This window comes from Streptomyces sp. NPDC033178 (genome assembly GCF_055577685.1).
On sequence record NZ_JBVIPT010000013.1, the window covers coordinates 204,657 to 230,247 of the forward strand.

Below are 25,591 nucleotides of genomic sequence, written 5' to 3' on the forward strand. Positions count from 1 at the left end.
GTTGCGGTGCAGTAGTCGGTGGGCGGGGGCGTCGAGTTCCCGGAGGTTCGCGTGGCGTGGGTCACATCGCGAGGCGCATATCGGGGCTCCGGCCATCCGAACGCCCTTGTACTGGCACGATGCTCGCCATGACCTCCGGGATCGCCTTCCGCCTCGCGCGTGCCGCTGTGTTCGCGGCCGTGTGCGTGGTGACGGCGGCCCTGGGGCACGCGCTGATGTCCGGGGCGGGTCTGCCGTGGTGGGCCGTCGGATACGCGTTCGCGGCGACGACGGCGGCCGCGTGGTGGCTCACCGGGCGAGAGCGCGGCGCAGGGCTGGTGACGGGAGCCACGGTCGTCGCGCAGCTCGGGCTGCACCAGCTGTTCGGACTTGCCCAGAGTGCGCGCCCGTCGGACACCTTCATGTCCACGACGTCCATGGACGCGGGCCATACGCACCCGATGGGCCCCGAGCCGGCGGACACCCTGCTCATGGGTGGTGACCTCGGCATGTTCGCGGCCCACCTGCTCGCCGCGCTCGTCTGCGGTGTGTGGCTGTGGCGCGGCGAGGAGGCCGCGTTCCGCACGACCCGGGCGCTCGCCTACCGGACCGGCCGGCTGCTCGGCACCGCGCTCTTCGAGCCGCTGCGGCGGGCGTTGCGGGTGTCGGCGGCCATGCGGCCGGCCGGACCCGTACGGACGCCCGCGTTCGTCCCGGTGCGCCCGTTGCGCGGAGTTCTGCTGGAGTACGCCGTCGCGCGGAGAGGGCCGCCGGTCGCACCGGCCGCCCGCTGACCGTCCGTCCCGCACCGGTGACGGGCGGATCCGCGGCGTACGTGCCTGCCGTCGGCGGACGGCTCGCGTGCCCGGCGACCAACTCCCGGTCCCTCTCGTAGGCCGGTCCCGGTCATCCTCATGGACCGAGTCCTGGTCCTTCTCGTGGAACCGGATCCTGGTCCTTCTCGTACTGCGCCCAGGCGTCGTACGAAGCCACGCACGCGTGCCGTCGCCGTAGGTCCACGCGCGCGTGCGACGGCCCCTTGGTCCACGCGAGGCCCACGCGCGCGTGCCTCACGCGCGCCTTCGGGTCGCGTGGGCCGTACGCCGCTCTCCTCACTCCGCGCTTCCCTTCACCGAAGGACCACCTGCGATGGCTTCTGCCCTGCTTCAGGCACACGACGACGAACGGATCACCCGCTGGGCCCTGGCCGCCGGGGCCGGCGACCCCGACGCGGTCGAGCGGTTCGTGCGGGCCACCCACCGGGATGTATGGCGTTTCGTGGCCCACCTCAGCGGCGATGTGCACGGCGCCGACGACCTCACCCAGGAAACGTTCCTGCGCGCGCTGACCGCCCTGCCGGGGTTCTCCGCCCGCTCCAGCGCCCGCAGTTGGCTGCTGGCGATCGCCCGCCGCACGGTGGCCGACCGCTTCCGCACGGCCGCGGCCCGGCCGCGTATGTCCGACACCGGCGACTGGCAGACGGCCGCCGAGCGCGCGCAGCCGCGCGGGCTGCCCGGCTTCGACGAGGGCGTGGCCCTCCTCGACCTGCTGGAGACCCTGGACGCCCCACGGCGCGAGGCGTTCGTCCTGACCCAGCTGGCGGGCCTGCCCTACGCGGACGCCGCGTCGGCGGTGGGCTGCCCGGTCGGAACCGTACGGTCGCGGGTCGCGCGCGCCCGGGAGAGCGTGACGGCGCTGCTGGAGGCCGCGGGATAGGAATCCAGGGAGGGTCCGGATTCCAGGGAGGCGCTCTCCCCCAGAGAGCCGCCTCGCACCCCGGCATCCCGCTTGGCATCCTGGCGAGATGGCTTCCACCAGTGACCCCGTGCCCTCGTCCCTCAGCGATCAGGTGGAGGAACTGCTCTCCCGTACGGGCCCGTTGCCGATCGTCGCCGCCGGTGACCCGGTGCTGCGCCGCCCGGCCGAGCCCTTCGACGGCCAGCTGGACCCGACGCTCCTCGCACGCTTCGTCGCGGCCCTGCGCGACACGATGCACGCGGCACCCGGCGTCGGGCTGGCCGCACCCCAGGTCGGCGTACCGCTGCGCCTCGCGGTGGTCGAGGACCCGGCACCGGTGCCGGACGAGATCCGCGCGGCACGCGGCCGGGTGCCCCTGCCCTTCCGCGTCCTGGTCAACCCGGCGTACGAGCCGGTGGGGCCCGCCCGCGCCGCGTTCTTCGAGGGCTGCCTGAGCGTGCCGGGCTGGCAGGCGGTGGTGGCCCGGCCCGCCGAGGTGCGGCTCCTGGCCCAGGACGAGCACGGCCGCCCGCTGGACGAGGTGTTCACCGGCTGGCCCGCCCGCATCGTCCAGCACGAGACGGACCACCTGAACGGCACCCTCTACCTCGACCGCGCCGAACTGCGCTCGCTCTCCTCCAACCAGGCGATGCTGGAACGGTGGTCCCACCCGACACCGAGGCAGGCGGCCACGGACCTCGGCTTCGAGCTGCCGCAGGAGAGCTGAGGCAGGCGGAGCGATGCCACCGACGGGGTGGCACCGCTCCGCCTGCGCCCCCTCTACTTGCCGTCGCGATACGCCTCCAGCAACCGCAGCCACACCTCGCTCACCGTCGGATACGCCGGCACCGCGTGCCACAGCCGGCTCACCGGGACCTCGCCGGCCACCGCGATCGTGGCGGAGTGGAGCATCTCACCGACGCCGGGGCCGACGAAGGTGACGCCACGGAGGGTCTCGGTGTCGAGGTCCACGATCATGCGGGCGCGGCCGTGGTAGCCCTCGGCGTAGAGGCCGGCGCCGGCGACCGAGGAGAGGTCGACATCGACCGCCCGGACCCGGTGACCGGCCTGTTCGGCCTCGGCGAGGGAGAGACCGACGGAGGCGGCCTCCGGGTCGGTGAAGACGACCTGGGGAACGGCCGCGTGGTCGGCCGTCGCCGAGTGGGCGCCCCAGGGGTCGGTCTCCAGGAGCGGGACACCGGCCGCGCGGGCCGCGATGGCGGCGCCGGCGATACGGGCCTGGTACTTGCCCTGATGGGTGAGAAGGGCACGGTGGTTGACGTCGCCGACCGCGTAGAGCCATTCGCTGCCCGTCACTCGGCAGCTGTCGTCGACCGACAGCCAGGAACCGGGGTCCAGGCCGATCGTCTCAAGTCCGAGGTCGTCGGTGCGCGGGGCGCGGCCGGTGGCGAAGAGGATCTCGTCGGCCTCGATGCGGTCGCCCGCGGAGGTGGTGACCACGACCGTCCCGCCGTCCCGGGTCACCGCCTCGACCGACGTGCCCGTACGCACGTCCGCGCCCGCCTCGGTCAGCGCCTCGGCGACGAGTTCCCCGGCGAAGGGCTCCATCCGGGGCAACAGGCCCTTGCCGCGGACGAGGACCGTGACCTGGGAGCCGAAGGCCTGCCAGGCGGTGGCCATCTCCACGCCGACGACCCCGCCGCCGACGACCACGAGACGGCCCGGCACTGCGTGCGCGCTGGTGGCTTCGCGGCTGGTCCAGGGCTTGACCTCGGCGAGCCCTGGCAGGTCGGGAAGGACGGCACGGGTGCCGGTGCTGACGGCCACGGCGTGCCGGGCGGTCAGGACGTGCCGCTCCCCGTCGGGGCCGTCGACCGTGACCTTGCGTGGTCCGGCGAGCCGTCCGTGGCCGCGGTAGAGGTCGGCGCCGATGCCGTCGAGCCACTGGACCTGGCCGTCGTCCTTCCAGTGCGAGGTGTAGTCGTCACGATGGGCGAGGACCGCGCCGACGTCGAGGGGGCCCTGCACGGCCTGGCTGAGGCCCGGCACGCGGCGTGCGTCCGCACGGGCGAGGACCGAGCGCAACAGGGCCTTGCTGGGCATGCACGCCCAGTAGGAGCACTCGCCGCCGACCAGCTCGCTCTCCACGATCGCGGTGGAGAGGCCTGCCGCGCGGGCGCGGTCGGCGACGTTCTCCCCCACGGGCCCGGCCCCGAGCACCACGACGTCGTACGCGATGGATTCCGATTCCGTCATGGGGTCAGTCTGGTCCTTGGTGTGGGCCGTGGCCACACGGGTACGTGCGCGGAATACGCCACTGATCGACGCCGTTGTGGACAGCGGCAAGGCCCCGACCCCAGGAAGAGGGATTCAACGCCATGAGCAGCACCGTGGAGCTCACCAAGGACAACTTCGACCAGCTGGTCACGGACAACGAATTCGTCCTGATCGACTTCTGGGCGTCCTGGTGCGGCCCGTGCCGCCAGTTCGCCCCGGTCTACGAGAAGGCCGCGGAGGCCAACCCCGACCTGGTCTTCGGCAAGGTGGACACCGAGGCGCAGCCGGAGCTGGCCGCGGCCTTCAACATCCAGTCGATTCCGACGCTGATGATCGTCCGTGACCAGGTTGCCGTCTTCGCCCAGCCCGGGGCGCTGCCCGAGGCCGCCCTTGAGGACGTCATCGGACAGGCCCGGAAGCTGGACATGGACGAGGTCCGCAAGTCCATCGCGGAGCAGGGCCAGCAGGCCCAGTGATCCGCCGGTCCTCCTAGGACCAGTACCTCGTCGGCGCCCCTAGAAGGGGTAGCCCGCCACGTCCCCTCGCACCGTTGTCCAGCGCAGGTCGGTGAATGCCTCCAGGTTGGCCTCGCCGCCGAACCTGGCGCCGGTGCCGGAGGCGGCGATGCCCCCGAAGGGCGCGACGGCCTCGTCGTTGACGGTCTGGTCGTTGATGTGGACGATCCCGGTGGGGACGCGCTCGGCGAGGTCGAGGCCACGTGCGGTGTCCCGGGTGACGATGCCCAGCGAGAGGCCGTACGGCCCGTCGGAGGCGAGGGCGGCGGCCTCGTCGACGGTGCTGAAGGAGCGCACCGGCGCGACCGGTCCGAAGACCTCCTCGGCGTACGCGGGGGTCGAGTCGTCGACCCCGGCGAGGACCGTCGGGCGGTAGAACAGCCGGTCATGGGTGCCGCCCGCCGCCAGCTTCGCGCCGCGCGCGGTGCTGGACTCCACCAGGCCGTGGATCTTGGCCAGTTGGGTGTCGTCGATGATCGGTCCGAGGTGCACGTGCTCCCGGTGCGGGTCGCCGACGGCCAGCGAGTCGGCCTTCGCGGCGAGCCGCTCGATGTACTCCTCGTAGAGGGAGGCGTGCACCAGGTGGCGGCCCGTGGTCATGCAGATCTGGCCCTGGTGGAAGAACGAGCCCCAGGCCGCCGTGGAGATCACCGCGTCGATGTCGGCGTCCTCCAGCACGATCAGCGCGGAGTTGCCGCCCAACTCCAGGTGTACGCGCTTGAGATGGCGCCCCGCGGCCTCACCCACCGCTCGCCCGGCGGCCGTTGAGCCCGTGAAGGAGATCACCGGTACCTGCGGGTCGGCGACGAGCGCCTGCCCTGCTTCCGGACCTCCGGGCAGGACGTGCAGCAGCCCCTCCGGCAGGCCCGCCTCGGCGAAGACCGCGGCGAGCGCGAGGCCACCGCAGACCGCGGTGCGCGGATCCGGCTTCAGTACGACGCCGTTGCCGAGCGCGAGCGCCGGGGCCACCGAGCGGATCGAGAGGATCAGCGGGGCGTTGAAGGGCGAGATCACTCCCACGACACCGACCGGGATCCGGCGCGTGTACGACAGCCGGGCGGCCTCCGACGGCAGGACCTGCCCGGCAGGACGCGACGCGAGCGCCGCCGCCTCGTAGCATTCCTGGGCCGCGACATGCAGTTCGAAGTCGGCCTTGCCGGGTATGGAGCCGGACTCGCGCACGATCCAGTCGCGCAGTTCGTCGGCGTGCGCGGTGAACAGGTCGCCGGCCTTGCGCAGGACGGCGGCGCGGACGAAGTGCGGGGCGCGGGCCCACTCGGCCTGGGCCGCACGGGCGGCCCCTGCGGCTGCCGTGACGTCCTCGGCCGAGGCAAGCGTGACGGTGCCGAGCGGCTCGCCGGTCGCGGGCTCCGTGACGGCGTACTCACCGCCCGCCAGGTTGTGGGACTGCCAGTTCTCCGGGTCGAGCAGCGGCATGTCGGCTCTCCGATCGGTCAGTGGACACCGGTGGGACCCACAGCGCGAACGGTGGCCGCGAGCGGGAGTCCCGTGTAGTTCGCGGCCAGTTCGGCGGCCGCGGGGCGGGATGCCGCGATCCGCCGCAGTCGCGCGAGCTGCAGCCGGTCCTCGAAGGCATCCCCATCTGGTTGAGCATGCAACATCTTAGTCATGTCGTACGAGAAACGTGTCGCCTGCCAGACCCGGTCGAGGCACAACTCCGAGTAGGCGTCGAGGAGTTGGGCCGAACCCGAGCGGTGGAGCTCGGCGAAGCCGCGGGCCAGGACCCGGACGTCGGACACGGCCAGGTTCAGCCCCTTGGCGCCCGTCGGCGGCACGATGTGTGCTGCGTCCCCGGCGAGGAAGAGGCGTCCGTGGCGCATCGGCTCGTGGACGTAACTACGCATCCCGGTGACCGACTTGGCGGCGATCGGGCCCCGCTCCAGCCGCCAGTCGCCGTCGATCGCGAAGCGCGCGTCGAGCTCGTCCCAGATGCGTTCGTCGGGCCAGTCGTCGGCGTCCGTGCCGTTCGGGACCTGCAGATACAGCCGAGACACCGACGTCGAGCGCATGCTGTGCAGCGCGAAGCCGCCCGGGCCGCGCGCGTAGATCAACTCCTCGCAGGAGGGCGCCACATCGGCCAGGATCCCGAGCCAGGAGTAGGGGTATTCGTGTTCGTACGTGCGGCTGACCGCGGCCGGGAAGGCGTCGCGGGCGATGCCGTGGAAACCGTCGCAGCCGACCACGTAGTCGCAGGTGAGGGTCTGTTCGCGGCCGTCGTGCACAAAACGCACGAGCGGTGCGCCGCCGCCCGGCTCCTCGGCGGCGTTCTCGACGGCCAGGACCTCGGCCTCGAACAACAGCGGTGGCCCGTCGGCGAGTTGGAGCTCCACGAGGTCCTTCACGATCTCCGTCTGGGCGTAGATCGTGACCGTGCGGCCGCCGGTGAGCACGGGAAAGTCGATGCGGTGCCGCTCGCGGTCGAAGCGCAGCTCGATGCCGTTGTGGACCAGCCCCTCGACCTCCAGCCGGTCGGCGGCGCCGCACTCGCGCAGGGCGTCCACCGTGCCCTGCTCCAGCATCCCCGCGCGCTGCCGCTGCTCGACGTACGCGCGGGTCCTGCTCTCCAGGACGACGCAGTCGATCCCCGTCCGGTGCAGCAGCCGGGCCAGCAGGAGCCCGGCCGGGCCTCCGCCGATGATGCCGACCGTGGTCCGCATGACGCGCCTCCCAGGTGTTCAGCTCGATTCGCGGTGCACGACCGTCGCTCCCAGCACCTCGTGCGCCTCCGGCGGGGCGCTGGGCTCCCGTACGGCGCGGTCGACCAGCTCGGCGAGTTCCCGTCCGGACGGCAGGTCGATGTGGACGGTGCTCAGCCGGGGACGCAGCAGTCGGCCGAGCATCAGGTCGTCGGCGCCGATGACAGCAGTGTCCCCCGGGATGCCGATGCCTTCATCCTGAAGGGCGCGCGTCAGCAGCATCGCGTACTCGTCGTTGTACGCGAACACGGCGTCCAGGCCCAACGAGCGCCAGCGCGCGGCGAGTTGGGACGCGGCCTCCTCGTCGTAGGCGAGCGACACCTCGGTCACCGACGCGTCCGTGCCGCCGAGGGCCTGCCGTACGCCTTCGAAGCGGGGCTTGGAGAAGATCTCCAGGCCGGGGTCCTCGGGCACCACGACCCCGACGCGGCGGTAGCCGCGGGCCCGCAGGTGGGCGCCCGCGCTCCGGCCGACCTCGTGGTGGTCCATGATCAGGGCGTGCGCGCCCTCGACCCGGTCGGGACCGAGGGTGACGACGGCCCGGGCGCCGGAGCGCTTGAGGACGGCCACGCCCTCCGAGCCGAGTCCGCCGCCGGGCACGAGCACGGCGACCGGGCGCAGTTCGGCCCAGGCGCGGGCCGCCTCGTCGCCCTGGAGGCCGACACTGCCGTACTGCACGACGGTGTAGTCGAGGCGGCTCAGGGCCCACTGGAGTTCGTTGAAGAACTGGCCGTAGAGCGGGCCCACGGGCACGTCCGGCGCGGGCATCAGGACCATGCGGCTGTGCCCGGCGCGCAGGCTGCGGGCCGCGGCGTGCGGTACGTACCCGAGTTCCTTGGCCGCCCGGTGGACACGGCGACGGGTGGGCTCGCTGATCCGTACGGCGCTGGTGTTGTTCAGGACGTAGGAGACGGTCGCGCGCGAGACCCCCGCCAGGCGGGCCACATCGGCACTCGTGGGCACCGAGTGCGGCGCGGGCGACGTAGGGGCGGATGTTTTCGGTATCTGCACCATGACGTACGGCATCTTTGCAGAAGCCGGGGACGGGCCCGGGGCCGGGGGCGCCGCACGTGCCGGACCTGCGGAACCGCCGCCCCAGGCCCGGTACGGCCCAAATCCCGGGCCTACCGGGGCAGTTCCGTACGCGTCACGCGCGCCACCAGGTCGATCCATCCCGCCTCCAGGCGCTCCATCGGCATCCCGCACTCCTTGGTCAGGTGGTGGATCAGGGCGGGGTCGAGATAGCCCATCAGGGCCTGGGCGAGGAGGGCGCAGTCGGCGTCGGGCACCGCCTGGCGCAGCAGCAGGGTGACGTGACCGGACAGAAAACGCTGGGGCGGGTTGGAGTAGCGGCGGGCCGCCTCGGGCTGGGCCGCCAGCTGGAGCTCCAGGTGGTCGGCCGCCTGACGCAGGACGGCCTGGCCGAACGCCCGCAGCCGCTCGGCGGGCGGCGCTCCGGGACCCAGTGGCGGCGGCCCGCTGAGGAAGGCCGCCTGGAGCTGTTTCGCGGAGTGGTCGAGCAGGGCCGTCAGCAGGCCGGTGCGGTCGCCGAAACGGCGGAAGACCGTCCCTTTGCCCACCGAGGCCGCCACGGCCACCGCCTCCATCGTGACCCCGGCAGCTCCGTGCTCCTCGATCAGTCGTGTGGCCGCCTCAAGCAGCCGGGCCCGGTTGCGCGCCGCGTCGGCGCGCAGGCAGGGCTCGTCGGCGGCGGCGGTGGTGAGCTCCAGCAGGACGGGCTCGCCGGTCGGCTCCTGGGACTGCGGGAAGGGCGGCAGGGAGGCGGACATGAACACAGCGTATCGCCCCGGGAAGAAAACTGGACCGCGGTCCGTTTAGGTGCTACAACTTTAAACGGACCCCGGTCCGGATCGTAACGGCAATGTTTCAGCCCCCCTTGGAGTTCCCCATGTCTGTTCGCATCCTCGCGCTCGTCGGCAGCCTCCGCGCCGGCTCCCACAACCGCCAGCTCGCCGAGGCCTCCGTCAAGCTCGCCCCCGAGGGCGCGGAGGTCGACCTGTTCGAGGGCCTCGCCGAGATCCCCTTCTACAACGAGGACATCGACGTGGAGGGCAACGTCCCGGCCGCCGCCGCCCGGCTGCGCGAGGCCGCGGCCTCGGCCGACGCCCTGCTGCTCTTCTCTCCCGAGTACAACGGCACCATCCCGGCCGTCCTGAAGAACGCCATCGACTGGCTGTCCCGGCCGTTCGGCGCCAGCGCCCTGAAGGACAAGCCCCTCGCCGTCGTCGGCACCGCCTACGGCCAGTTCGGCGGCGTCTGGGCGCAGGACGAGACCCGCAAGGCCGCGGGCATCGCCGGCGCCAAGGTCCTCGAGGACATCAAGCTCTCCATCCCCGGCTCCGTGGTCCGCTTCGCCGAGACGCACCCGGCGGACGACACCGAGGTCGCCGCCCAGCTCACCGAGGTCATCGGCCGCATCCACGGCGAGGCCGACGCGCCCGTCGCCGCCTGACGACGGCAGGCTCCCGCGGCTCGCCGCGAGGGCGGGAGGGGGCCGGAACCGACCTGGTTCCGGCCCCCTCCCATGCGTTCGTCCGGTGGCCGCCTCCCGGCACCACCGGTCCCCACAGCCCGGCCGGGCCCTCGCTCCGGCCCGGAAGGCACCGGTTCACGATGACGACGACGCCCGACCCGGCCTCCGATCCCGCCACACCGCCGAAGCTCGTGGCCACCGACCTGGACGGGACGCTGCTGCGCAGCGACGGGGCCCTCTCCGGACGGACGGCGGCCGCGCTCGCGGCGGCCGAGGCGGCCGGAATCCGCCTCGCCCTCGTCACCGGCCGTCCCCCGCGCGGCCTTCCCGCCCTGCACCGCGGCATCGGCCGGCACTTCGCCGTCACCGCGAACGGCGCCGCCGTGTACGCACCCGACGGCACGCCCGTACGGCTGTCACCGTTCCCTGCCGCCTCCGTGGCCCCGCTCGTGGCGCGCGTGCGCACGGCGGTGCCGGGTGTGTCCTTCGCCTTCGAGTACGAGACGGTCTTCGGCCACGAACCGGCGTACCCCGCCTGGTCGTACGGCGAGTCCGAGGTCGAACTCATCGGCACCGCCGAGGAGTTGCTGGCGAGCGACCCCGGCCGTCCGGTCCTCAAGATCCTGGCGCATCATCCGACGCTGTCGTTGCACGACTTCCATGCGCGGGCACACGCCGGCGCGGGCACGGACGCCGAGACCACCCACTCCACGGGGCTCGCGCTCGTGGAGCTCAGCGCTCCGGGAGTCACCAAGGCCAGCGCGCTGACCGCCTGGAGCGCCGGGCTCGGCATACGTCCCGACGACATCGCCGCGTTCGGTGACATGCCGAACGACCTGCCCATGCTCAGGGCGGTGGGCCGCTCGTACGCGATGGCCAACGCCGATCCGTCGGTCAGGAGGGCAGCGCGGTTCCACACCGCCTCCAACGACGAGGACGGGGTGGCCCGGGTGCTGGAGCAGTTCGTCGCACTGGCGCGCCACCAGCCCGCGTAGTCCGCGCGCCAGAAAAGGTTTGTGGTTCAGCCGAGTTCGGCCAGTCGCCCGACCGCCGGGGCCACCCTCTGCTCGATCCACTCGGCCGGCTCGTCCACGCGCGGGCCGAGGATCACGGTCTCGATGCCGAGCTTCGCGTATCCCTCCAACTCCCGGGTGAAGGCGTCGAGTTCGGCCGCGCCCCGCGGGTCGCCCGAGTGGGTGAGCGTCTTGTGGATGTCGGCGTACTCGCGCCCCACGGCGTCGCAGTGCCCGCGCAGGACGTCCAGCTTGTGCGCGACCTCCTCCGGGGTCGAGGCGAAGAGGTTGCAGGCGTCCCCGTACTGGGCGACCAGCCTCAGGGTCTTCTTCTCGCCGCCCCCGCCGATCATGATCCGCGGACGCGGAGTACTCACCGGCGCCGGTACGCAGAGGGTCTCGGCGAGCCGGTAGTGCTTGCCCTCGAAGGGCCCGTCGGCCTCCGGGTCCCACATCTGCAGGCAGATCCGCAGTGTCTCCTCAAGACGCTCGAAGCGCTCCGCGAGCGGCGGGAACGGCACGCCCAGGCCCTCGTGCTCGCGGCCGTACCAGGCCGCGCCGATGCCCAGGGTGGCCCGGCCGCCGGACAGGACGTCGAGCGTGGTGGCGATCTTGGCGAGCAGTCCGGGATGGCGGTACGTCACACCGGTCACCAGCGTGCCGAGCTGGACCGTGGAGGTGTGGGCCGCGAGGAAGCCCAGGGTCGTGTAGGCCTCCAGCATGTCGCTCTCGGCGCCGCCGTTGAACTCCATCTGGAAGTAGTGGTCCATGACCGACATCCAGCTCACGCCAGCCGCTTCGGCGGCGGCGCCCGCGGCGGCCAGCTCGGGACCGAGCGCGGCCGCGCCCCGGGGGTGGTTGAACCGGTTGATGTGTACGCCGACCCGCATGTCCGTCTCCGTCACCCTGGGCTCACCGTCGGACCGTCACCGACTGTCCTGACGGTAGATCTTGAAGCGCGCTCGAAGTCAAGGTCCGACGCGCCGTCCGACCGGCGGGAGCGGCGCCGTGGACGGGCGAATCACCGTCCTGGCGAGGGAAGTTTCCCTTCCCGTACCGCTGAGCCCGCCTTGACGTTACCGTTCAGTAGACAACGCGCTTCCGGAGGTGGACGTATGACTCCCGTGACTCCCGACCGTGCCGCGGGTCTCGCGGAGTGTGCCCGCGCCCTGGCCGATGGAACGGTGTCCTCGCGGACGCTCGTCGAGGAGACCCTCGCCCGGATCGAGGCCTCTCAGGGCACGCTGAACGCCTTCCGGCTGGTGCGTGCCGAGGCCGCGCTCGCCGAGGCCGACGCCGCGGACAAGGAGCTGGCGGCGGGCGAACGCCGACCGCTGCTCGGGGTGCCGGTGGCGGTCAAGGACGACATGGACGTGGCGGGCGAGCCGACCGCGTTCGGCTGCCGCGGGGAGTTCCCGCCGGTGGCCGAGGACGGCGAGGCGGTGCGGCGGCTGCGGGCGGCCGGGGCCGTGGTCGTCGGCAAGACCAACACCTGCGAGTTCGGACAGTGGCCCTTCACCGAGGGGCCTGCCTTCGGTGAGACCCGCAATCCGTGGCACACCGGGCACACGCCGGGCGGTTCGTCCGGCGGTTCGGCGGCCGCGGTCGCGGCCGGCCTGGTGCCCGCCGCGCTGGGCTCGGACGGCGCGGGCTCGGTGCGGATCCCGGCCTCCTGGACCCATCTGATCGGCATCAAACCGCAGCGCGGCCGCATCTCGACCTGGCCGCGCGCGGAGTCCTTCCACGGCATCACGGTCAACGGCACGCTCGCCCGTACGGTCGAGGACGCCGCGCTTCTGCTTGACGCGGCGAGCGGCAGCCACGAGCGCGATCTGCACCGCCCGCCCGCGCTGCGCGTGTCGGACGCGGTGGGCCGGGAGCCGGGGAGGCTGCGCATCGCGCTCTCGCTGAAGCCGCCGTTCACCGCGCTGCCCGCCCGGCTGCGGCCCGACGTACGCGCCCGGGTCCTCGCGCTCGCGGAGCGGCTGGCCGCGCTCGGCCACGAGGTCGAGGAGGCCGATCCGCCGTACGGGCAGATCGGGCTGGCCTTCATCCCGCGCGCCACGGCCGGGATCGCCGAGCGGGTCAGCGAGACACCCCATCCCGGCCTGCTCGACCGGCGGACCCTGGAAGCCGCCCGACTGGGCCGGCTGCTCGGCGGGGCCCCGCTGCGGCTGGCCCGGCGCGCCGAGGCGAGGCTGCACCGGCGCATCGGCGCGCTCTTCGACACGTACGACGTGGTGCTCGCGCCGACCACCGCCGCTCCCCCGCCGCGCATCGGCGCCCTGCACGAGCTGAGCGGCTTCGGCACCGACCGGGCCATGATCGCCGCCTGTCCGTACGCCTGGCCGTGGAACGTGCTGGGCTGGCCCAGCGTCAACGTCCCCGCGGGGTTCGTCGACGGCTCCCTGCCGGTGGGCGCGCAACTGCTCGGGCCCGCGAACAGCGAGCCGCTCCTGGTGTCGCTGGCCGCGCAGCTGGAGGCGGACCAGCGCTGGTACGAGAGCTGGCCGAGCGGTGAAGTGGACGGCGCCGTACCTGATTTCGGGGCGCCTGCCGGCCCGTAGTGTGGGGACCATGGACGACGCGTCGATGGTGGGCCTCATGGGACGGGTGACCGGCACGATCGGGCCGGGGCTCGTCGGCGAGGTGATCGTCCGGGTCCGCGGCGGCGCCGAGCACTTTCTCGCGTATCCCGCCTCCCCGAAGGACCGCATCGAGTCGGGCACGGTGGTGATGGTGGTGGAGTACCTGCCGCCCCGGACGGTGTACGTGTCGGCGGCGTACGACAGTTGAGTCGGCCGTGAGCCTCTGTGCCATGTGAGCGTGTCGTGCTCGTCAAGGATGCGCCAAAGAGCCGTCAGCGTCTGTACCGCCGGACCCGACCGGGCGCACACTCCGTTCGTTCGGTGCCGAAAGGGCACCATCCAACAGGGGGCGAATGCCGATGGTTGTCGGCGTCGTGGCGGGGGCAGCGGTCCTCGCGCTCGTATTCATCGTTGTGGTCTTCAAGCTCATGTGGCGTGTCGCCGAGCCCAACGAAGCACTGATCATCTCCGGTTCGAAGCACCGCACCGAAGGCCTTGAGGAGGGCATGGGTTTCCGTATCGTCACCGGGCGCGGCACGCTCGTGCTGCCGGGCGTCCAGGCGGTGCGCAAACTCTCGCTCGACCTCAACGAGACCGAACTGTCCGTGGACTGCGTGACCCACCAGGGCATTCCGCTCAAGGTGCGGGGCGTGGTCATCTTCAAGGTGGGCGACGACTTCGTGTCGATCGCCAACGCGGGCCGCCGCTTCCTCGACCAGCAGAAGCTGATGTCGGAGCGGGTGCACAACGTGTTCGCAGGTCATCTGCGGTCCATCGTCGGCGGATTGACCGTCGAGGACATGATCCGCGACCGCGAGAAGCTCACCGGGCAGACCCGGGCCGCCTGCGGTACGGAGATGGAGAAGCTGGGGCTGATCGTCGACTCGCTGCAGATCCACGAGATCGAGGATCCGACGGGCTATATCAAGAACCTGGCCATGCCGCACGCGGCGGCCGTGCAGCGGGACGCCCGGATCGCGCAGGCCGAGGCCAACCGGCGGGCCACCGAGGCAGAACAGCAGGCCGCCGCGCGGATGTCGGAGGCGACCCGGGACAGCGAGATCCTGCAGGCCGGGTACCAGGCGGAGCGCGACAACGCCTCCGCCAAGGCCCGGCAGGCCGGACCGCTCGCCGACGCGGCCGCGCGCCAGGAGGTCGTGGTCCAGGAGACACGTGTCGCCGAGCTGGAGGCGCACCGCCGTGAGCAGCAGCTCCAGGCGGACGTCCGTAAGCCCGCGGACGCGAAGGCGTACGAGAAGCGCACGCTGGCCGAGGCCGAGCGGGACGTCCGGATCTCCGCGGCGCAGGCCAAGGCCAAGGAGACGGAGCTCGCGGCCGCGGCGGAGGCGACCCGGGTCACGACGGCCGCGGGTGCCGAGGCCGAGGCGACCAAGGCACGTGGTGCGGCCGCCGCGACGGCGACGCGGGCCACCGGTGAGGCGGAGGCCGCCGCCCAGCAGGCCAAGGGCCTTGCGATCGCCGAGTCCGCGCGAGCGAAGGGGCTCGCGGAGGCCGAGGCCATCAAGGCGCGGGCCGCCGCGCTGGCAGAGAACCAGGAGGCCGTTGTCGCGCAGCAACTTGCCGAGAACTGGCCGGAGATCGTGAGGGCGGGTGCTGGAGCGTTCGGGAACGTCGAGCACATGGTGCTGCTCAACGGGGCCGATGGGATGTCCGACATGTTCGCCAAGGCGTTGACGATGGGGGGTACAGGGTTGGGGCTGGCTCGGCAGTTGCTGTCGTCGATGGGTCAGGATCAGAACGGGCAGGTCGGTAAGGACAGTTCGGCGGTGAACGGGTTTCCGGCGCCGCCGGCTGCTTCGCAGAAGGTTCCGGTGGACGGGGAATCGTAGAACGGCTGGTGGCCGGGTGCGGGTTGTGTGTGGCTGAGTACGCAGTTCCCCGCGCCCCCAGGAAGGCAGTTGCCCGCAGCCCTGGCCGAAGGGGTGCGGGCACTTGCCGAAGGGGTGCGGGGGCTCGTCAAAAGGGCGCGCGTTAGCGTGTGCCCCGTGACTGCCTCTGCCGAGCAAGATGTTCCCGGGCGCTCCGGGCCCGCTGCCACCGTCGAAGCGGATCCGCGCCGGGTGGGTCAGGTGCGTACCGAGTACTCGCCCGCGCACGACGGGGACCCGGACCCGGGCGAGATCGTGTGGACGTGGGTGCCCTATGAAGAGAACGACGGGCGGGGGAAGGACCGGCCGGTGCTGGTCGTCGCCCGTGAGGCCGCCGGGACGTTTCTCGCCGTGCAGCTGTCGAGCAAGCGGCACGACGGTGACCGGGAGTGGGTGCCGATCGGCAGCGGGCCGTGGGACCGGTCGGGGCGCGACTCGTGGGTGGACGTGGACCGGGTGCTGCGGCTGCACGAGAAGGGGATGCGCCGGGAGGCGTGCGCGCTGGACCGGATGCGGTTCAACTCTGTGGTGCACCGGCTGCGGGAGCGCTACGGCTGGCGCTGAGCCGCCTTCGCCTCCAGTACCTCTGCCTCCAGTACCTCCCGGAACGCCCGCTCGAAGGCGCTCCGCACCACCGCGCCCTTCGTACGGTCCAGGACGCCGAACACGACGTGCTCGAAGGAGCCGGCGAACCGGCCGCCGTCCGTGAGCAGGGCGCGGAACGCGCCTGCCACCTGCGCCGGATCGTTCTGGAAGACGCCGCAGCCCCAGGCTCCGAGCACCAGCCGTCGGTAGCCGTGCGCCGCGGCCGTCTCCAGGACCCGTTCGGCCCGTGACGCCAGGGCGCCAGGCAGCTCGGGCGCGCGCTCCGGCGCCGTGCGCAGGACCACCCCGGCGTTGGGCGCGGCCGCGGTCAGGAATCCGGCGGTGTACGGCTCGTCCAGGAGCTGTCCCCGGTCGTCGCGGAAGACCGGGACGGCGGGTGAGTGGATCACCCGATCGGTGTAGAAGGGGTCGCGGTGTGCCCGGTGGTGGTCGTAGAACTCCCTGGCCTCCACCACGCACGTGTACAGCGCTGAGGCCCGGCACAGGGCCTCTTCCTGGGCCTGCGCGCCGTTCAGATAGCCCCCGCCGGGGTTGCGGGCCGATGCGAAGTTCAGGACCGCGACCGGGCCCGGCAGCCGGCGCGCCGCCTCCAGGCTGCTCTCGCCCGTGACCTCGAAGAACGTGTCCACCGGGCCGACCTGCGAGGGGCCCGCAGGGCTGAGCCGCGAGGGCGCCGCGGAACTCGTCGGCGTGGATGCCTCGGGGCCGGTCCGCGCCACGGCCACTGGGCTGGTCGGTGGTATGTCCACGGGCCCCGGCCCGTACATCCGCGTGCCCTGCCGCGCGGCGGCCACCGCCGCGGCGATCGACACCGTGCGTCCGTCGGACGCGCGGTACGAACCCGCCGCGACGATCTCCTCCGTCTGCCGCGCGATCCCGCGCAGGCGCGCACTCATGGCGCCACCCCTGTACGCGCCATGATCGCGTCCCGCGCGATCTCCCCCGACTCCCCCGTCGCATCCCCCGTCGTGCTCATGAACGCATGGTGAGCGATCCTGGTATAGCGCCGCAACAGAGTTTCCCGGCCCCAAAAGCGACGATACGCACCCTTGTGCGAGGCGCCGTAAGGGTCTTGGGTGGGACGAGCGACTGTCGGCCCGGCCCATCCGATGCCGGGCCGACGGCATGGATGGAATCTCAGGAGGATCCCGACATGTCCGATTCGGTGAGTGACTGTACGGAGCGCCGCCGCTCCGCCGTCACCGAGGCCGAGGTGGAGGCGCTGGTCCGCGGTATCTGCTTCAAGACCGGCCCACCCCGGTTCCTCGGTGTGGAACTCGAATGGCTCGTCCAGGATTCGCGCTCCCCGCGACTCCCCGTACCACCAGAACGTCTCGAAGCGGCCTACGCCGCACTGCGGGCCCTGCCCCTGAGTTCGGCGCTCACCGTCGAACCGGGTGGTCAGCTGGAGCTCAGCTCCGCTCCCGCCGCCTCCCTGATGGAGTGCGTGGGGTCCGTGTCAGCCGACCTCGACGCCGTACGCGCGGTACTGCGCGAGGCGGACCTGGCCCTCAGCGGCCTCGGCCAGGATCCCTGGAACCCGCCCACCCGCTTCCTCCATGACCCGCGCTACGACGCCATGGAGACCTACCTCGACCGCACGGGCCCCGAAGGCCGCGCCATGATGTGCACCTCCGCCTCCGTCCAGGTCTGTCTGGACGCCGGGTACGAGGAGCCGGGCCCGCTCGGGCACGGGCGGCGCTGGTGGCTCGCGCACCAGCTGGGCCCGGTCCTGGTGGCCGCGTTCGCCAATTCCCCGATGGCCTGTGGGCAGCCCACGGGCTGGCGCTCCACCCGGCAGTCCCTGTGGGCCGCGATGGATCCGGGCCGCACCAGCGCCCCGCCCCTCGACGGTGATCCTCGGACGGCCTGGGCCCGGCACGTCCTGGACGCGCCGGTCATGTGCGTCCGGGCGCCCAGCGGACCCTGGGACGTGCCGGAGGGGCTGAGTTTCCGTGCGTGGACCCGGTCCGACGCACCGCCCGACCGGGAGGATCTCGACTACCACCAGACGACGCTGTTCCCGCCGGTGCGGCCGCGCGGCCATCTGGAGCTGCGCATGATCGACGCGCAGCCGGGCGAGAACGGCTGGATCGTGCCGCTCGCCGTGACGGCCGCGCTGTTCGACGACGCGGAGGCCGCCGAAACCGCCTACCGGACGGTCAAACCGCTCGCCGAGCGGGCCGGCTCGCTGCCCGCGCCGCGGAACCCGCTGTGGACGGCGGCCGCCCGCGCGGGTCTGACCGACCCCGAGTTGCGCGAGGCCGCCGTCACCTGTTTCGCGGCGGCCGCCGACGCCCTGCCCCGGATCGGCGCGAGCGCCGAGGTGCAGGAGGCGGTCGCGGAGTTCACCGACCGCTATGTGGCCAGGGGCCGCTGCCCCGCCGACGACATCCTCGACCACGCCGACGGCACCGACCGACTGTTCAACGGCACGGAACTCCGGAGCACGGAACACCTGCTCCCCGGGAAGGACATCCGCACATGACCGACCCCGACACCCACTCCTCCCCCACCGACCCGGAGACACTCAGGAAGCGCGCGCTGGCGGCGCTGACCACGGCCCGTGACCGCACCGCGCTCCTGACCTCCTGCGTGGAGGATCCCGAACTGACCGCCCAGCACTCGCCGTTGATGTCCCCGCTGGTGTGGGACCTCGCGCACATCGGCAACCAGGAGGAGCTGTGGCTGCTGCGGACGGTCGCCGGCCGTGACGCGATGCGGCCCGAGATCGACGGCATCTACGACGCGTTCGAGCACCCGCGCTCCGAGCGGCCCTCCCTGCCGCTGCTGCCGCCCGCCGAGGCCCGCCACTACGCGGCCGAGGTGCGCGGCCGGGCGCTCGACGTCCTGGAGAGCGCCTCTTTCCAGGGCACGGGCACTCAGCTGACCGAGGCGGGCTTCGCCTTCGGCATGATCGCCCAGCACGAACAGCAGCACGACGAAACGATGCTGATCACCCATCAGCTGCGCAGGGGACCGGCGGCGTTGACGGCGCCGGACCCCATGCCCGACCCGGCGTTCACCGGACCGTCCGAAGTACTGGTCCCCGGCGGCCCGTTCACGATGGGCACGTCCACCGAGCCATGGGCGCTGGACAACGAACGGCCCGCGCACCAGCGCCTCGTGCCGCCATTCCACATCGACACGACTCCGGTCACGAACGGCGCGTACCAGGCGTTCATGGCGGACGGGGGCTACACCGACCCGCGCTGGTGGACGCTGGACGGCTGGGCCCACATCCGGGCGCACTCCATCGAGGCGCCGCTGTTCTGGCGCCGCGAGGGCGGCGAGTGGCTGCGGCGGCGCTTCGGCGTCACCGAGCTCGTACCGGCGAACGAGCCCGTGCTGCACGTCAGTTGGTACGAGGCCGACGCGTACGCCCGCTGGGCGGGCCGGCGGCTGCCCACCGAGGCCGAGTGGGAGAAGGCGGCCCGCCACGACCCGGTGGCCGACCACTCCACGCGCTACCCGTGGGGCGACGCCGACCCGACGCCCGAGCACGCCAATCTCGGCCAGCGCCATCTGCGGCCGGCCCCCGCAGGCAGTTACCCGGAGGGCCAGTCCCCGCTCGGCGTACGGCAGTTGATCGGTGATGTGTGGGAGTGGACGTCCAGCGATCTGCTCCCCTACCCGGGCTTTGCGGCCTTCCCCTACAAGGAGTACTCGGAGGTCTTCTTCGGGCCGGAGTACAAGGTGCTGCGCGGCGGCTCGTTCGCGGTCGACTCCGTGGCCTGCCGGGGGACGTTCCGCAACTGGGACTACCCGATCCGGCGGCAGATCTTCTCCGGGTTCCGTACCGCCCGGGACGCCGATCCGGAGACCGTCTGATGTGCCGTCATCTCGCGTTCCTGGGACCCGAGGAGCGGCTCGGACGGCTCCTCGTGGACCCGGCGCACAGCCTCTTCCGGCAGTCGTGGGCGCCACGGCGGCAACAGCACGGGACCGTCAACGCCGATGGTTTCGGGGTCGGTTGGTATGCCGAGGGCGATCCGGTGCCGGCGCGTTACCGGCGTACCGGGCCGATCTGGGGCGACCGGTCGTTCGCCGATCTGGCGCGGGTGGTGCGCTCGGGCGCGCTGCTCGCCGCGGTGCGCGACGCGACCGTGGCGAGTGCGGACGGGGAGGCCGCGGCGGCGCCGTTCGCCGCGGGGACCTGGCTGTTCAGCCACAACGGCGCGGTCGCCGGCTGGCCGCGCTCGCTCGCCCCGCTCACCCGGACCCTGCCGGCCGAGGACCTGCTGTCGATGGAGGCGCGCTGCGACTCGGCGCTCGTCTGGGCGCTGGTCCTGAACCGGCTGCGCGGCGGCGACGAGGAGGGCCAGGCGCTCGCCGACACGGTCCTCGACGTCGCGGCGGCGGCCCCCGGTTCACGGCTCAACCTCCTGCTCACCAACGGCGAGGTGATCGCCGCCACCGCCTGGGGCGACACGCTCTGGTATCTGACCGAGCCCGGCCGGCGCACGGTCGTGGCGTCCGAGCCGTACGACGACGATCCGCACTGGCAGGAGGTGCCGGACCGCACGCTACTGGCCGCGAGCCGTACCGACGTCCTGCTCACGCCGCTCAAGGACGTGGAAGAACACCTGGCATCCGTCCCACCCAAGGAGCCCAGTACGTGAGCCCGTTCCTCGTCACCCGCACCCTGCCCGAGGACGCCACCGACGCCGCCCTGCGCGCCGACGTCCTGCACGGCCTGACCCGCACGCCCAAGACGCTCCCGCCCAAGTGGTTCTACGACGCGCACGGCAGCGAGCTCTTCGAGAAGATCACCGAACTGCCCGAGTACTACCCCACGCGTGCCGAGCGCGAGATCCTCGTCGGCCGGGCCGCCGAGATCGCCGGGGTGACCGGCGCGCGCACGCTCGTCGAGCTGGGCTCCGGGTCGTCCGACAAGACCCGTCACCTGCTCGACGCCATGCCAGGCCTGCACACGTACGTACCGGTCGACGTGAGCGAGAGCGCGCTCACCCAGGCAGGCCAGGCGCTGATCGCGGAGCGTCCCTCGCTGAACGTGCACGCGCTGATCGCCGACTTCACCGGCGGTCTCGCGCTGCCCGGCACACCCGGTCCGCGGCTCGTCGCGTTCCTGGGCGGCACGATCGGCAATCTGCTGCCCGCCGAACGCGCCGCGTTCCTGGCGTCCGTACGCTCCCTGCTGTCGCCCGGCGACGCCCTGCTGCTCGGCACCGACCTGGTCAAGGATGAGTCGGTCCTCGTCGCCGCCTACGACGACGCGGCCGGGGTGACGGCCGCGTTCAACAAGAACGTGCTGACCGTGGTCGACCGCGAACTCGGCGCCGACTTCGACCCCGACGAGTTCACCCATGTCGCCCTCTGGGACGCCGAGCAGGAGTGGATCGAGATGCGGCTGCGCGCCCGTTCGGCGCTGACCGTGAAGATTCCCGCGCTCGACCTCGCCGTGGACTTCGCGGAGGGCGAGGAGATGCGCACCGAGGTGTCGGCGAAGTTCCGTGAGGAGGGCGTACGTACGGAGCTGGCCGCGGCCGGTCTCGACCTCACGCACTGGTGGACGGACCCCGAGGGGAGGTTCGCGCTGTCGCTGAGCACGGCCCGGTGACCCGCACCGGGCAGGAACCCGTACGGACCCATGTCCCTCGGGCCCACATATCGCGGTCCCCCGCCTCGTGCGGCACCGTGGAATGACGCGTGGCACACGGGCCACGGCGGAGAGGAGTACCCGCATGTCCGACCACACCTACCGGATCACCGAGATCGTCGGGAGCTCGCACGAGGGCGTCGACGAGGCGATCCGCAACGGCATCTCCCGGGCCTCGCAGACCCTGCGCAACCTCGACTGGTTCGAGGTCACCCAGGTCCGCGGCCAGATCGAGGACGGGCAGATCAAGCACTACCAGGTCGGCCTGAAGGTCGGCTTCCGCCTGGAGGACGCGGGCTGACCTCTGAACCTCCACCGCCGCGGCGAGCGGGCCGGCGAACCCCTCAGGTCCGCCCCTCCCGCTCCTGCGCCACCTTCAACGCCTCGGACGCGGCTGCCCAGCGCGCCCGTACGACGGTGAAGCCGGCCCGCTCGGCGTCCTCGCACACGAGCTCGTCGTCGTCCACGAGCACCCGGACCTCGCGGTCCCGGGCCAGCCCGCGGAGGATCTCCAGCTTGGTGCGCCGAGCGGGCCTGCGGTCGTCGTTGCGCCGCATCCGGATGCGGCCCTCGGGCAAGCCCTGCGCGGCGAGCCAGGCCTCCGTGTCCTTGCGACAGCGCTCGGGCCGCCCGGTCAGATAGAGGATCTCGCACTCCCGCGCGTGCTCCAGTGCGAGGGCGACGCCCTCCGCGAGCGGCGGATCGTGGGGCGCCGCCGCGAAGAAGGCGTCCCAGTCGCGGGGCTTGCGCTCCAGGAACTTCTGCCGGTGCGCGGTGTCGGCGAGGGTGCCGTCGAGGTCGAATACGGCGAGGGGCCCGCGCCCGCCGACGTCGGCGCGCGCGTCGGATCCGGGGCGTGGCCTGCTGGTGTTCGTCACTCGGCCCACCCTAGAGCGCCGCTTTCCTCGCGGGCCCACGGCTGGGGACCGCTCCGGCAGGCGCTCGCTACGGCACGGGCTCCGTCTCCGAGTCCGTCTCCGCCTGCTGTTTCTTCGAGGCCCGCAGGCTGGTGAAGGTCGTCACCGCGAGCACCAGGACGATGAAGCCGAGCGAGAACGGGATGCTGATCTCCGGGACGTGCACTCCGGACTCGTGCAGGGCGTGCAGCACCAGCTTGACGCCGATGAACCCGAGGATGATCGACAGCCCGTACGAGAGATGGACGAGCCTCTTGAGCAGGCCGCCGATCAGGAAGTACAGCTGCCGCAGGCCCATCAGCGCGAAGGCGTTCGCGGTGAAGACGATGTACGGCTCCTCGGTCAGGCCGTAGATGGCCGGGATGGAGTCCAGGGCGAACAGGACGTCCGTGGAGCCGATCGCCAGCATGACCACCATCATCGGGGTCATCACCCGCTTGCCGTTCTGCTCGACCCACAGCTTGGTGCCGTGGTAGCGGTCGGCCACGCCGAAGCGCGTCTCTACCGCCTTGAGCAGCTTGTTCTCCTCGTACTCCTCGTCCCCGTGGCCCTTTCGGGCGTCCTGGACGAGCTTCCACGCGGTCCAGATCAGGAACGCTCCGAAGATGTAGAAGACCCAGGAGAACGTCGAGATGATCGCGGCACCGGCGGCGATGAAGATCGTGCGCAGCACCAGCGCCACCAGCACGCCGACCATCAGCACGCGCTGCTGGTACTGGGCCGGCACCGAGAACTTCGCCATGATCAGGACGAAGACGAAGAGGTTGTCGACGCTGAGCGACTTCTCCGTGATGTAGCCGGCGAAGAACTCGCCCGCGGGCCCGCCTCCGTGGACCACCAGCAGTCCGATGCCGAACGCCACCGCGAGGGCGACCCAGACCGCGCTCCAGATGCCGGCCTCCTTGAGGGAGACCTCATGGGGTTTGCGGCCGATGAAGAAGTCCACGGCGATGAGCGCGCAGAGCACTGCGACAGACAGCGCCCACACGCCAAGGGAGACGTTCACTGTTCCTCCGGGGGCTGATGGTGCGAACTGACAGCGTTGTCAGACATCAGGAGTAAAACCACCCCCAGAAGGTAAACAAACGCCTACGTCCGGGCATACGCACCGCACCGTTGCGTCGGCGCACTCGTTCAGATCGCGGTGGCCTCGCGCCACAGGCTCCACGCGAGTCCGAGGCCGGCGAGGGCGATCGCGATCCGCAGCGGGGCCTCGGGCAGGCGCCGTACCACGGCGGGTCCCATCCAGGCGCCCACGAAGCAGCCCAGGCCGAGCGTGAGGGCCGCGCTCCAGTCGACCGGGGCGAGGAAGACGTAGGCGACGGCCGCGGTGACGTTGGCCGCGCCGGTGGCGATGTTCTTGACGGCGTTGGTCACCCGCAGGGGCTCCGTCGCGGACAGGGAGAGGACGGCCAGCATGAGGACGCCCGCCGCGGCGCCGAAGTAGCCACCGTACAGGCCGACGAGCAGGACGGCACAGGCCAGCGGGAGCCTCGGCAGGGAGTCCCGGCCGGGGTTGAGTCTCACGGTCAGCCGTCGCAGGGGTTCGCGGGCCAGGATCAGGACCGAGCCGAGGGCTATGAGCCACGGTACGACCAGTTCGAACGTCGAGGACGGGGTGCCGAGGAGGAGGGCCGCGCCGGTCGCGCCGCCGAGCGCCGCCGTGAGGGCCAGGGGGATCAGTCGGGCGCGCCGGCCGCGGAGTTCCTCGCGGGAGCCCACCGCGGTTCCGACCGTGTTGGAGAAGAGGGCGACCGTGTTGGTGACGTTGGCCGTCACGGGTGGGAGGCCCGCGGCGAGGAGTGCGGGGTAGCTGAACAGGGAGGCCAGGCCGGCGATCGAGCCGGCGAGGCCTGAGGCTACGCCTGCGGCCAGGAGCAGCAGTGTGGCGCCGGGGGTGGGCTGGCCGGCGATCAGCACTTGCACGTGGCCCTCTTTGTCTTCGCGGGGTGCGGTGGCGTTCTGGCACGCCAGGCTTCGGCGTTCCATATTAGAGACGCCATCTACATATACAGACGGCGGGCCTCTTCTTCGCGTCGGCATCCCGCGGGGCTCGCGGGTTTTCCGCCCCCGCCGCCCCTACCCATTCCCGCCCCCTGGGGGCTTCGCCCCCAGACCCCCGCATCGCGCTGAACGCGCTCGTCCTCAAACGCCGGACGGGCTGAAGATGTCGGCCCGGGCCGGATTGAAAGCGTGTGCCCCTCAGACCGCGAACGGTGCCAGCGGTACACCCGGCGGCATGTTGTACGGAGTGACCACCTGGATCGCCGAAGGCAGGAAGGGGCCCTCGTCCGGGAGGGCCTTGTGGGCTCGCATGATGGTTTGGCAGGCTCGGCGCATGTCCTGGCGGAGGTCGTGGTGGAGTACGGCGGAGAGGCGGCGTTCGCGCAGGAAGCGGGTGTTGTCGTGGTCCAGGTCGTGGGCGATGAACACCGCGCATTCCCGGCCGAGGGTGTCGAACGCGTCGAGGGTCGCGGCGTTGCCGCCACCGGCCGAGTAGACGGCGACGATGTCCTCGTCCCGTTTGAGGGCCTCCAGGACGAGGTCCCGCTGGGTGGCGTCCAGGCCGTCGCTGTCGGTGACCTCCACCAGGGAGCGCCCGGGCTGCGCGATCCGCATCGCGCTGCGGAAGCCCATCTCGCGCTCCTCCTCACCGCGGAAGGAGCCCCGGCTGATCGTCGCGAGGACGTTGCCGGGCCGGTCGCCGAGCCACTGCCCGATGAGGTAGGCGGCGGTGGCACCCGCGTCCCGGTTGTCGATTCCCACGTACGCCATGCGCGCACTGCTGGGCAGGTCGCTGACCAGCGTGACGACGGGGATGCCGGTCGCGACCAGTCGGCCGACGGCCGCGCCGATCTCCGGCAGGTCGGGGGCCTTGAGGATCACGCCCTGCGAACCGCGCTTCGCGATCTTGTCCATGGTCGCGATCAGCTCCGCGGCGGGACAGGTCTCCCGGAAGTGGAAGCGCGATCGCACCACGGCGGGGTGCAACGACGGCAGTTCGACTTCCAGTGCGTTCCGTACGGCGGTGGAGAACCGCTCCGGCGTCTGCATCACGATGTCGATCATGAACGTACGTCCACCGATGCGTACCTGGGTCCGCTGACGGTCCAGATCCTTGATCGCCTGGTGCACCTCCATGACGGTGCTCTCCCGTACGCCGCCCCGGTCGTTGAGGACTCGGTCGACCGTGGCTTCGCTCAGACCCGCTTGACGGGCGATCTCTCTGATCGGATAAGGATGTCGCATGGCGGTCCCCGAAAGCATAATGATGGACT

The 25,591-nt window shown here is 72.0% G+C and carries 26 protein-coding genes; 15 read left to right on the plus strand and 11 right to left on the minus strand.

What is annotated here, in order from left to right:
* Nucleotides 1-128 precede the first annotated feature (128 nt).
* The 3 genes from ACZ5VQ_RS30185 to ACZ5VQ_RS30195 all read left to right on the plus strand — a co-directional run bounded on the left by ACZ5VQ_RS30185 (nucleotide 129) and on the right by ACZ5VQ_RS30195 (nucleotide 2,443).
* Nucleotides 129-773, plus strand: coding sequence for a hypothetical protein (locus tag ACZ5VQ_RS30185; RefSeq protein WP_469107639.1), 645 nt, complete (start codon nucleotides 129-131; stop codon nucleotides 771-773).
* 355 nt (nucleotides 774-1,128) lie between these two features.
* A complete protein-coding gene (locus ACZ5VQ_RS30190) occupies nucleotides 1,129-1,695 on the plus strand; it encodes a sigma-70 family RNA polymerase sigma factor (protein WP_362075839.1) in 567 nt (188 codons plus the stop codon).
* A gap of 88 nt (nucleotides 1,696-1,783) precedes the next feature.
* A complete protein-coding gene (locus ACZ5VQ_RS30195; protein WP_469107640.1) occupies nucleotides 1,784-2,443 on the plus strand; it encodes a peptide deformylase in 660 nt (219 codons plus the stop codon).
* A 53-nt stretch (nucleotides 2,444-2,496) separates the two neighbouring features.
* Here the strand turns inward: ACZ5VQ_RS30195 and ACZ5VQ_RS30200 are convergent, their stop codons facing one another.
* Nucleotides 2,497-3,933 (minus strand): dihydrolipoyl dehydrogenase family protein, encoded by a 1,437-nt coding sequence (locus tag ACZ5VQ_RS30200; RefSeq protein ID WP_469107641.1) that lies wholly within the window; start codon nucleotides 3,931-3,933, stop codon nucleotides 2,497-2,499.
* Between the two features lie 122 nt (nucleotides 3,934-4,055).
* Between ACZ5VQ_RS30200 and trxA the strand changes: the two genes are divergently transcribed.
* Nucleotides 4,056-4,430, plus strand: coding sequence for a thioredoxin (trxA, locus tag ACZ5VQ_RS30205; RefSeq protein ID WP_055616075.1), 375 nt, complete (start codon nucleotides 4,056-4,058; stop codon nucleotides 4,428-4,430).
* A 39-nt stretch (nucleotides 4,431-4,469) separates the two neighbouring features.
* On the opposite strand, the gene ACZ5VQ_RS30210 is transcribed toward trxA, so the two are convergent.
* From ACZ5VQ_RS30210 to ACZ5VQ_RS30225, 4 genes are all read right to left on the minus strand, one after another.
* Nucleotides 4,470-5,906: a benzaldehyde dehydrogenase gene (locus ACZ5VQ_RS30210; RefSeq protein WP_469107642.1), complete on the minus strand. Its 1,437-nt coding sequence runs from the start codon at nucleotides 5,904-5,906 to the stop codon at nucleotides 4,470-4,472.
* Between the two features lie 17 nt (nucleotides 5,907-5,923).
* Nucleotides 5,924-7,147, minus strand: coding sequence for a 4-hydroxybenzoate 3-monooxygenase (locus tag ACZ5VQ_RS30215; RefSeq protein ID WP_469107643.1), 1,224 nt, complete (start codon nucleotides 7,145-7,147; stop codon nucleotides 5,924-5,926).
* A gap of 18 nt (nucleotides 7,148-7,165) precedes the next feature.
* A complete protein-coding gene (locus ACZ5VQ_RS30220; RefSeq protein ID WP_469107644.1) occupies nucleotides 7,166-8,212 on the minus strand; it encodes a LacI family DNA-binding transcriptional regulator in 1,047 nt (348 codons plus the stop codon).
* A 98-nt stretch (nucleotides 8,213-8,310) separates the two neighbouring features.
* The gene (locus ACZ5VQ_RS30225) at nucleotides 8,311-8,976 is read right to left on the minus strand and encodes a TetR/AcrR family transcriptional regulator (RefSeq protein ID WP_469107645.1); all 666 of its coding nucleotides are present in this window, start codon (nucleotides 8,974-8,976) and stop codon (nucleotides 8,311-8,313) included.
* Nucleotides 8,977-9,095: 119 nt separating this feature from the next.
* On the opposite strand from ACZ5VQ_RS30225, the gene ACZ5VQ_RS30230 reads away from it, so the two are divergent.
* Together ACZ5VQ_RS30230 and ACZ5VQ_RS30235 are read left to right on the plus strand one after the other, a co-directional pair.
* Nucleotides 9,096-9,659 (plus strand): NAD(P)H-dependent oxidoreductase, encoded by a 564-nt coding sequence (locus tag ACZ5VQ_RS30230; RefSeq protein ID WP_469107646.1) that lies wholly within the window; start codon nucleotides 9,096-9,098, stop codon nucleotides 9,657-9,659.
* A gap of 161 nt (nucleotides 9,660-9,820) precedes the next feature.
* Nucleotides 9,821-10,675, plus strand: coding sequence for an HAD family hydrolase (locus tag ACZ5VQ_RS30235; RefSeq protein ID WP_469107647.1), 855 nt, complete (start codon nucleotides 9,821-9,823; stop codon nucleotides 10,673-10,675).
* A gap of 26 nt (nucleotides 10,676-10,701) precedes the next feature.
* On the opposite strand, the gene ACZ5VQ_RS30240 is transcribed toward ACZ5VQ_RS30235, so the two are convergent.
* On the minus strand, nucleotides 10,702-11,583 hold the full coding sequence (locus tag ACZ5VQ_RS30240) for an LLM class F420-dependent oxidoreductase (protein WP_362076340.1): 882 nt from the start codon (nucleotides 11,581-11,583) through the stop codon (nucleotides 10,702-10,704).
* A gap of 234 nt (nucleotides 11,584-11,817) precedes the next feature.
* Here ACZ5VQ_RS30240 and ACZ5VQ_RS30245 point away from each other — a divergent pair, with 234 nt between their 5' ends.
* The 4 genes from ACZ5VQ_RS30245 to ACZ5VQ_RS30260 all read left to right on the plus strand — a co-directional run bounded on the left by ACZ5VQ_RS30245 (nucleotide 11,818) and on the right by ACZ5VQ_RS30260 (nucleotide 15,734).
* Complete coding sequence (locus tag ACZ5VQ_RS30245) at nucleotides 11,818-13,260, plus strand: amidase (RefSeq protein ID WP_469107744.1); 1,443 nt, start codon at nucleotides 11,818-11,820, stop codon at nucleotides 13,258-13,260.
* A 10-nt stretch (nucleotides 13,261-13,270) separates the two neighbouring features.
* Entirely contained in the window at nucleotides 13,271-13,489 is a 219-nt protein-coding gene (locus tag ACZ5VQ_RS30250; protein WP_307519262.1) for a hypothetical protein, read from the plus strand.
* A 145-nt stretch (nucleotides 13,490-13,634) separates the two neighbouring features.
* Nucleotides 13,635-15,131: an SPFH domain-containing protein gene (locus tag ACZ5VQ_RS30255; protein WP_469107648.1), complete on the plus strand. Its 1,497-nt coding sequence runs from the start codon at nucleotides 13,635-13,637 to the stop codon at nucleotides 15,129-15,131.
* 156 nt (nucleotides 15,132-15,287) lie between these two features.
* Nucleotides 15,288-15,734, plus strand: coding sequence for a type II toxin-antitoxin system PemK/MazF family toxin (locus tag ACZ5VQ_RS30260; RefSeq protein ID WP_359932449.1), 447 nt, complete (start codon nucleotides 15,288-15,290; stop codon nucleotides 15,732-15,734).
* On the opposite strand, the gene ACZ5VQ_RS30265 is transcribed toward ACZ5VQ_RS30260, so the two are convergent.
* Nucleotides 15,719-16,672 (minus strand): TIGR02452 family protein, encoded by a 954-nt coding sequence (locus ACZ5VQ_RS30265; RefSeq protein ID WP_469107649.1) that lies wholly within the window; start codon nucleotides 16,670-16,672, stop codon nucleotides 15,719-15,721. The two genes, ACZ5VQ_RS30260 and ACZ5VQ_RS30265, sit on opposite strands and share 16 nt — an antisense overlap.
* Nucleotides 16,673-16,929: 257 nt before the next feature.
* Between ACZ5VQ_RS30265 and egtA the strand changes: the two genes are divergently transcribed.
* The 5 genes from egtA to ACZ5VQ_RS30290 all read left to right on the plus strand — a co-directional run bounded on the left by egtA (nucleotide 16,930) and on the right by ACZ5VQ_RS30290 (nucleotide 21,697).
* Complete coding sequence (gene egtA, locus ACZ5VQ_RS30270) at nucleotides 16,930-18,264, plus strand: ergothioneine biosynthesis glutamate--cysteine ligase EgtA (protein ID WP_469107650.1); 1,335 nt, start codon at nucleotides 16,930-16,932, stop codon at nucleotides 18,262-18,264.
* The gene (gene egtB, locus ACZ5VQ_RS30275; RefSeq protein WP_469107651.1) at nucleotides 18,261-19,607 is read left to right on the plus strand and encodes an ergothioneine biosynthesis protein EgtB; all 1,347 of its coding nucleotides are present in this window, start codon (nucleotides 18,261-18,263) and stop codon (nucleotides 19,605-19,607) included. The genes egtA and egtB overlap by 4 nt, the downstream gene beginning before the upstream one ends.
* Entirely contained in the window at nucleotides 19,607-20,398 is a 792-nt protein-coding gene (egtC, locus tag ACZ5VQ_RS30280; RefSeq protein ID WP_469107652.1) for an ergothioneine biosynthesis protein EgtC, read from the plus strand. The genes egtB and egtC overlap by 1 nt, the downstream gene beginning before the upstream one ends.
* Nucleotides 20,395-21,357, plus strand: coding sequence for an L-histidine N(alpha)-methyltransferase (gene egtD, locus ACZ5VQ_RS30285; RefSeq protein WP_469107653.1), 963 nt, complete (start codon nucleotides 20,395-20,397; stop codon nucleotides 21,355-21,357). The genes egtC and egtD overlap by 4 nt, the downstream gene beginning before the upstream one ends.
* A 124-nt stretch (nucleotides 21,358-21,481) precedes the next feature.
* Nucleotides 21,482-21,697 (plus strand): dodecin, encoded by a 216-nt coding sequence (locus tag ACZ5VQ_RS30290; RefSeq protein ID WP_189839283.1) that lies wholly within the window; start codon nucleotides 21,482-21,484, stop codon nucleotides 21,695-21,697.
* A gap of 43 nt (nucleotides 21,698-21,740) precedes the next feature.
* Here the strand turns inward: ACZ5VQ_RS30290 and ACZ5VQ_RS30295 are convergent, their stop codons facing one another.
* The 4 genes from ACZ5VQ_RS30295 to ACZ5VQ_RS30310 all read right to left on the minus strand — a co-directional run bounded on the left by ACZ5VQ_RS30295 (nucleotide 21,741) and on the right by ACZ5VQ_RS30310 (nucleotide 25,562).
* Entirely contained in the window at nucleotides 21,741-22,274 is a 534-nt protein-coding gene (locus ACZ5VQ_RS30295; protein WP_469107654.1) for a phosphatase domain-containing protein, read from the minus strand.
* 67 nt (nucleotides 22,275-22,341) lie between these two features.
* Entirely contained in the window at nucleotides 22,342-23,319 is a 978-nt protein-coding gene (locus ACZ5VQ_RS30300) for a TerC family protein (protein WP_469107655.1), read from the minus strand.
* 128 nt (nucleotides 23,320-23,447) lie between these two features.
* A complete protein-coding gene (locus ACZ5VQ_RS30305; RefSeq protein ID WP_469107656.1) occupies nucleotides 23,448-24,239 on the minus strand; it encodes a sulfite exporter TauE/SafE family protein in 792 nt (263 codons plus the stop codon).
* 276 nt (nucleotides 24,240-24,515) lie between these two features.
* Nucleotides 24,516-25,562 (minus strand): LacI family DNA-binding transcriptional regulator, encoded by a 1,047-nt coding sequence (locus tag ACZ5VQ_RS30310; protein ID WP_362088419.1) that lies wholly within the window; start codon nucleotides 25,560-25,562, stop codon nucleotides 24,516-24,518.
* Nucleotides 25,563-25,591 lie beyond the last annotated feature (29 nt).

Bases quoted from the DNA above. Each gene is read 5' to 3' on its own strand.
- ACZ5VQ_RS30185 (WP_469107639.1), top strand. From the start codon at position 129: ATGACCTCCGGGATCGCCTTCCGCCTCGCGCGTGCCGCTGTGTTCGCG.
- ACZ5VQ_RS30190 (WP_362075839.1), top strand. From the start codon at position 1,129: ATGGCTTCTGCCCTGCTTCAGGCACACGACGACGAACGGATCACCCGC.
- ACZ5VQ_RS30195 (WP_469107640.1), top strand. From the start codon at position 1,784: ATGGCTTCCACCAGTGACCCCGTGCCCTCGTCCCTCAGCGATCAGGTG.
- ACZ5VQ_RS30200 (WP_469107641.1), bottom strand. From the start codon at position 3,933: ATGACGGAATCGGAATCCATCGCGTACGACGTCGTGGTGCTCGGGGCC.
- trxA (WP_055616075.1), top strand. From the start codon at position 4,056: ATGAGCAGCACCGTGGAGCTCACCAAGGACAACTTCGACCAGCTGGTC.
- ACZ5VQ_RS30210 (WP_469107642.1), bottom strand. From the start codon at position 5,906: ATGCCGCTGCTCGACCCGGAGAACTGGCAGTCCCACAACCTGGCGGGC.
- ACZ5VQ_RS30215 (WP_469107643.1), bottom strand. From the start codon at position 7,147: ATGCGGACCACGGTCGGCATCATCGGCGGAGGCCCGGCCGGGCTCCTG.
- ACZ5VQ_RS30220 (WP_469107644.1), bottom strand. From the start codon at position 8,212: ATGCCGTACGTCATGGTGCAGATACCGAAAACATCCGCCCCTACGTCG.
- ACZ5VQ_RS30225 (WP_469107645.1), bottom strand. From the start codon at position 8,976: ATGTCCGCCTCCCTGCCGCCCTTCCCGCAGTCCCAGGAGCCGACCGGC.
- ACZ5VQ_RS30230 (WP_469107646.1), top strand. From the start codon at position 9,096: ATGTCTGTTCGCATCCTCGCGCTCGTCGGCAGCCTCCGCGCCGGCTCC.
- ACZ5VQ_RS30235 (WP_469107647.1), top strand. From the start codon at position 9,821: ATGACGACGACGCCCGACCCGGCCTCCGATCCCGCCACACCGCCGAAG.
- ACZ5VQ_RS30240 (WP_362076340.1), bottom strand. From the start codon at position 11,583: ATGCGGGTCGGCGTACACATCAACCGGTTCAACCACCCCCGGGGCGCG.
- ACZ5VQ_RS30250 (WP_307519262.1), top strand. From the start codon at position 13,271: ATGGACGACGCGTCGATGGTGGGCCTCATGGGACGGGTGACCGGCACG.
- ACZ5VQ_RS30255 (WP_469107648.1), top strand. From the start codon at position 13,635: ATGCCGATGGTTGTCGGCGTCGTGGCGGGGGCAGCGGTCCTCGCGCTC.
- ACZ5VQ_RS30265 (WP_469107649.1), bottom strand. From the start codon at position 16,672: ATGAGTGCGCGCCTGCGCGGGATCGCGCGGCAGACGGAGGAGATCGTC.
- egtA (WP_469107650.1), top strand. From the start codon at position 16,930: ATGTCCGATTCGGTGAGTGACTGTACGGAGCGCCGCCGCTCCGCCGTC.
- egtB (WP_469107651.1), top strand. From the start codon at position 18,261: ATGACCGACCCCGACACCCACTCCTCCCCCACCGACCCGGAGACACTC.
- egtC (WP_469107652.1), top strand. From the start codon at position 19,607: ATGTGCCGTCATCTCGCGTTCCTGGGACCCGAGGAGCGGCTCGGACGG.
- ACZ5VQ_RS30290 (WP_189839283.1), top strand. From the start codon at position 21,482: ATGTCCGACCACACCTACCGGATCACCGAGATCGTCGGGAGCTCGCAC.
- ACZ5VQ_RS30310 (WP_362088419.1), bottom strand. From the start codon at position 25,562: ATGCGACATCCTTATCCGATCAGAGAGATCGCCCGTCAAGCGGGTCTG.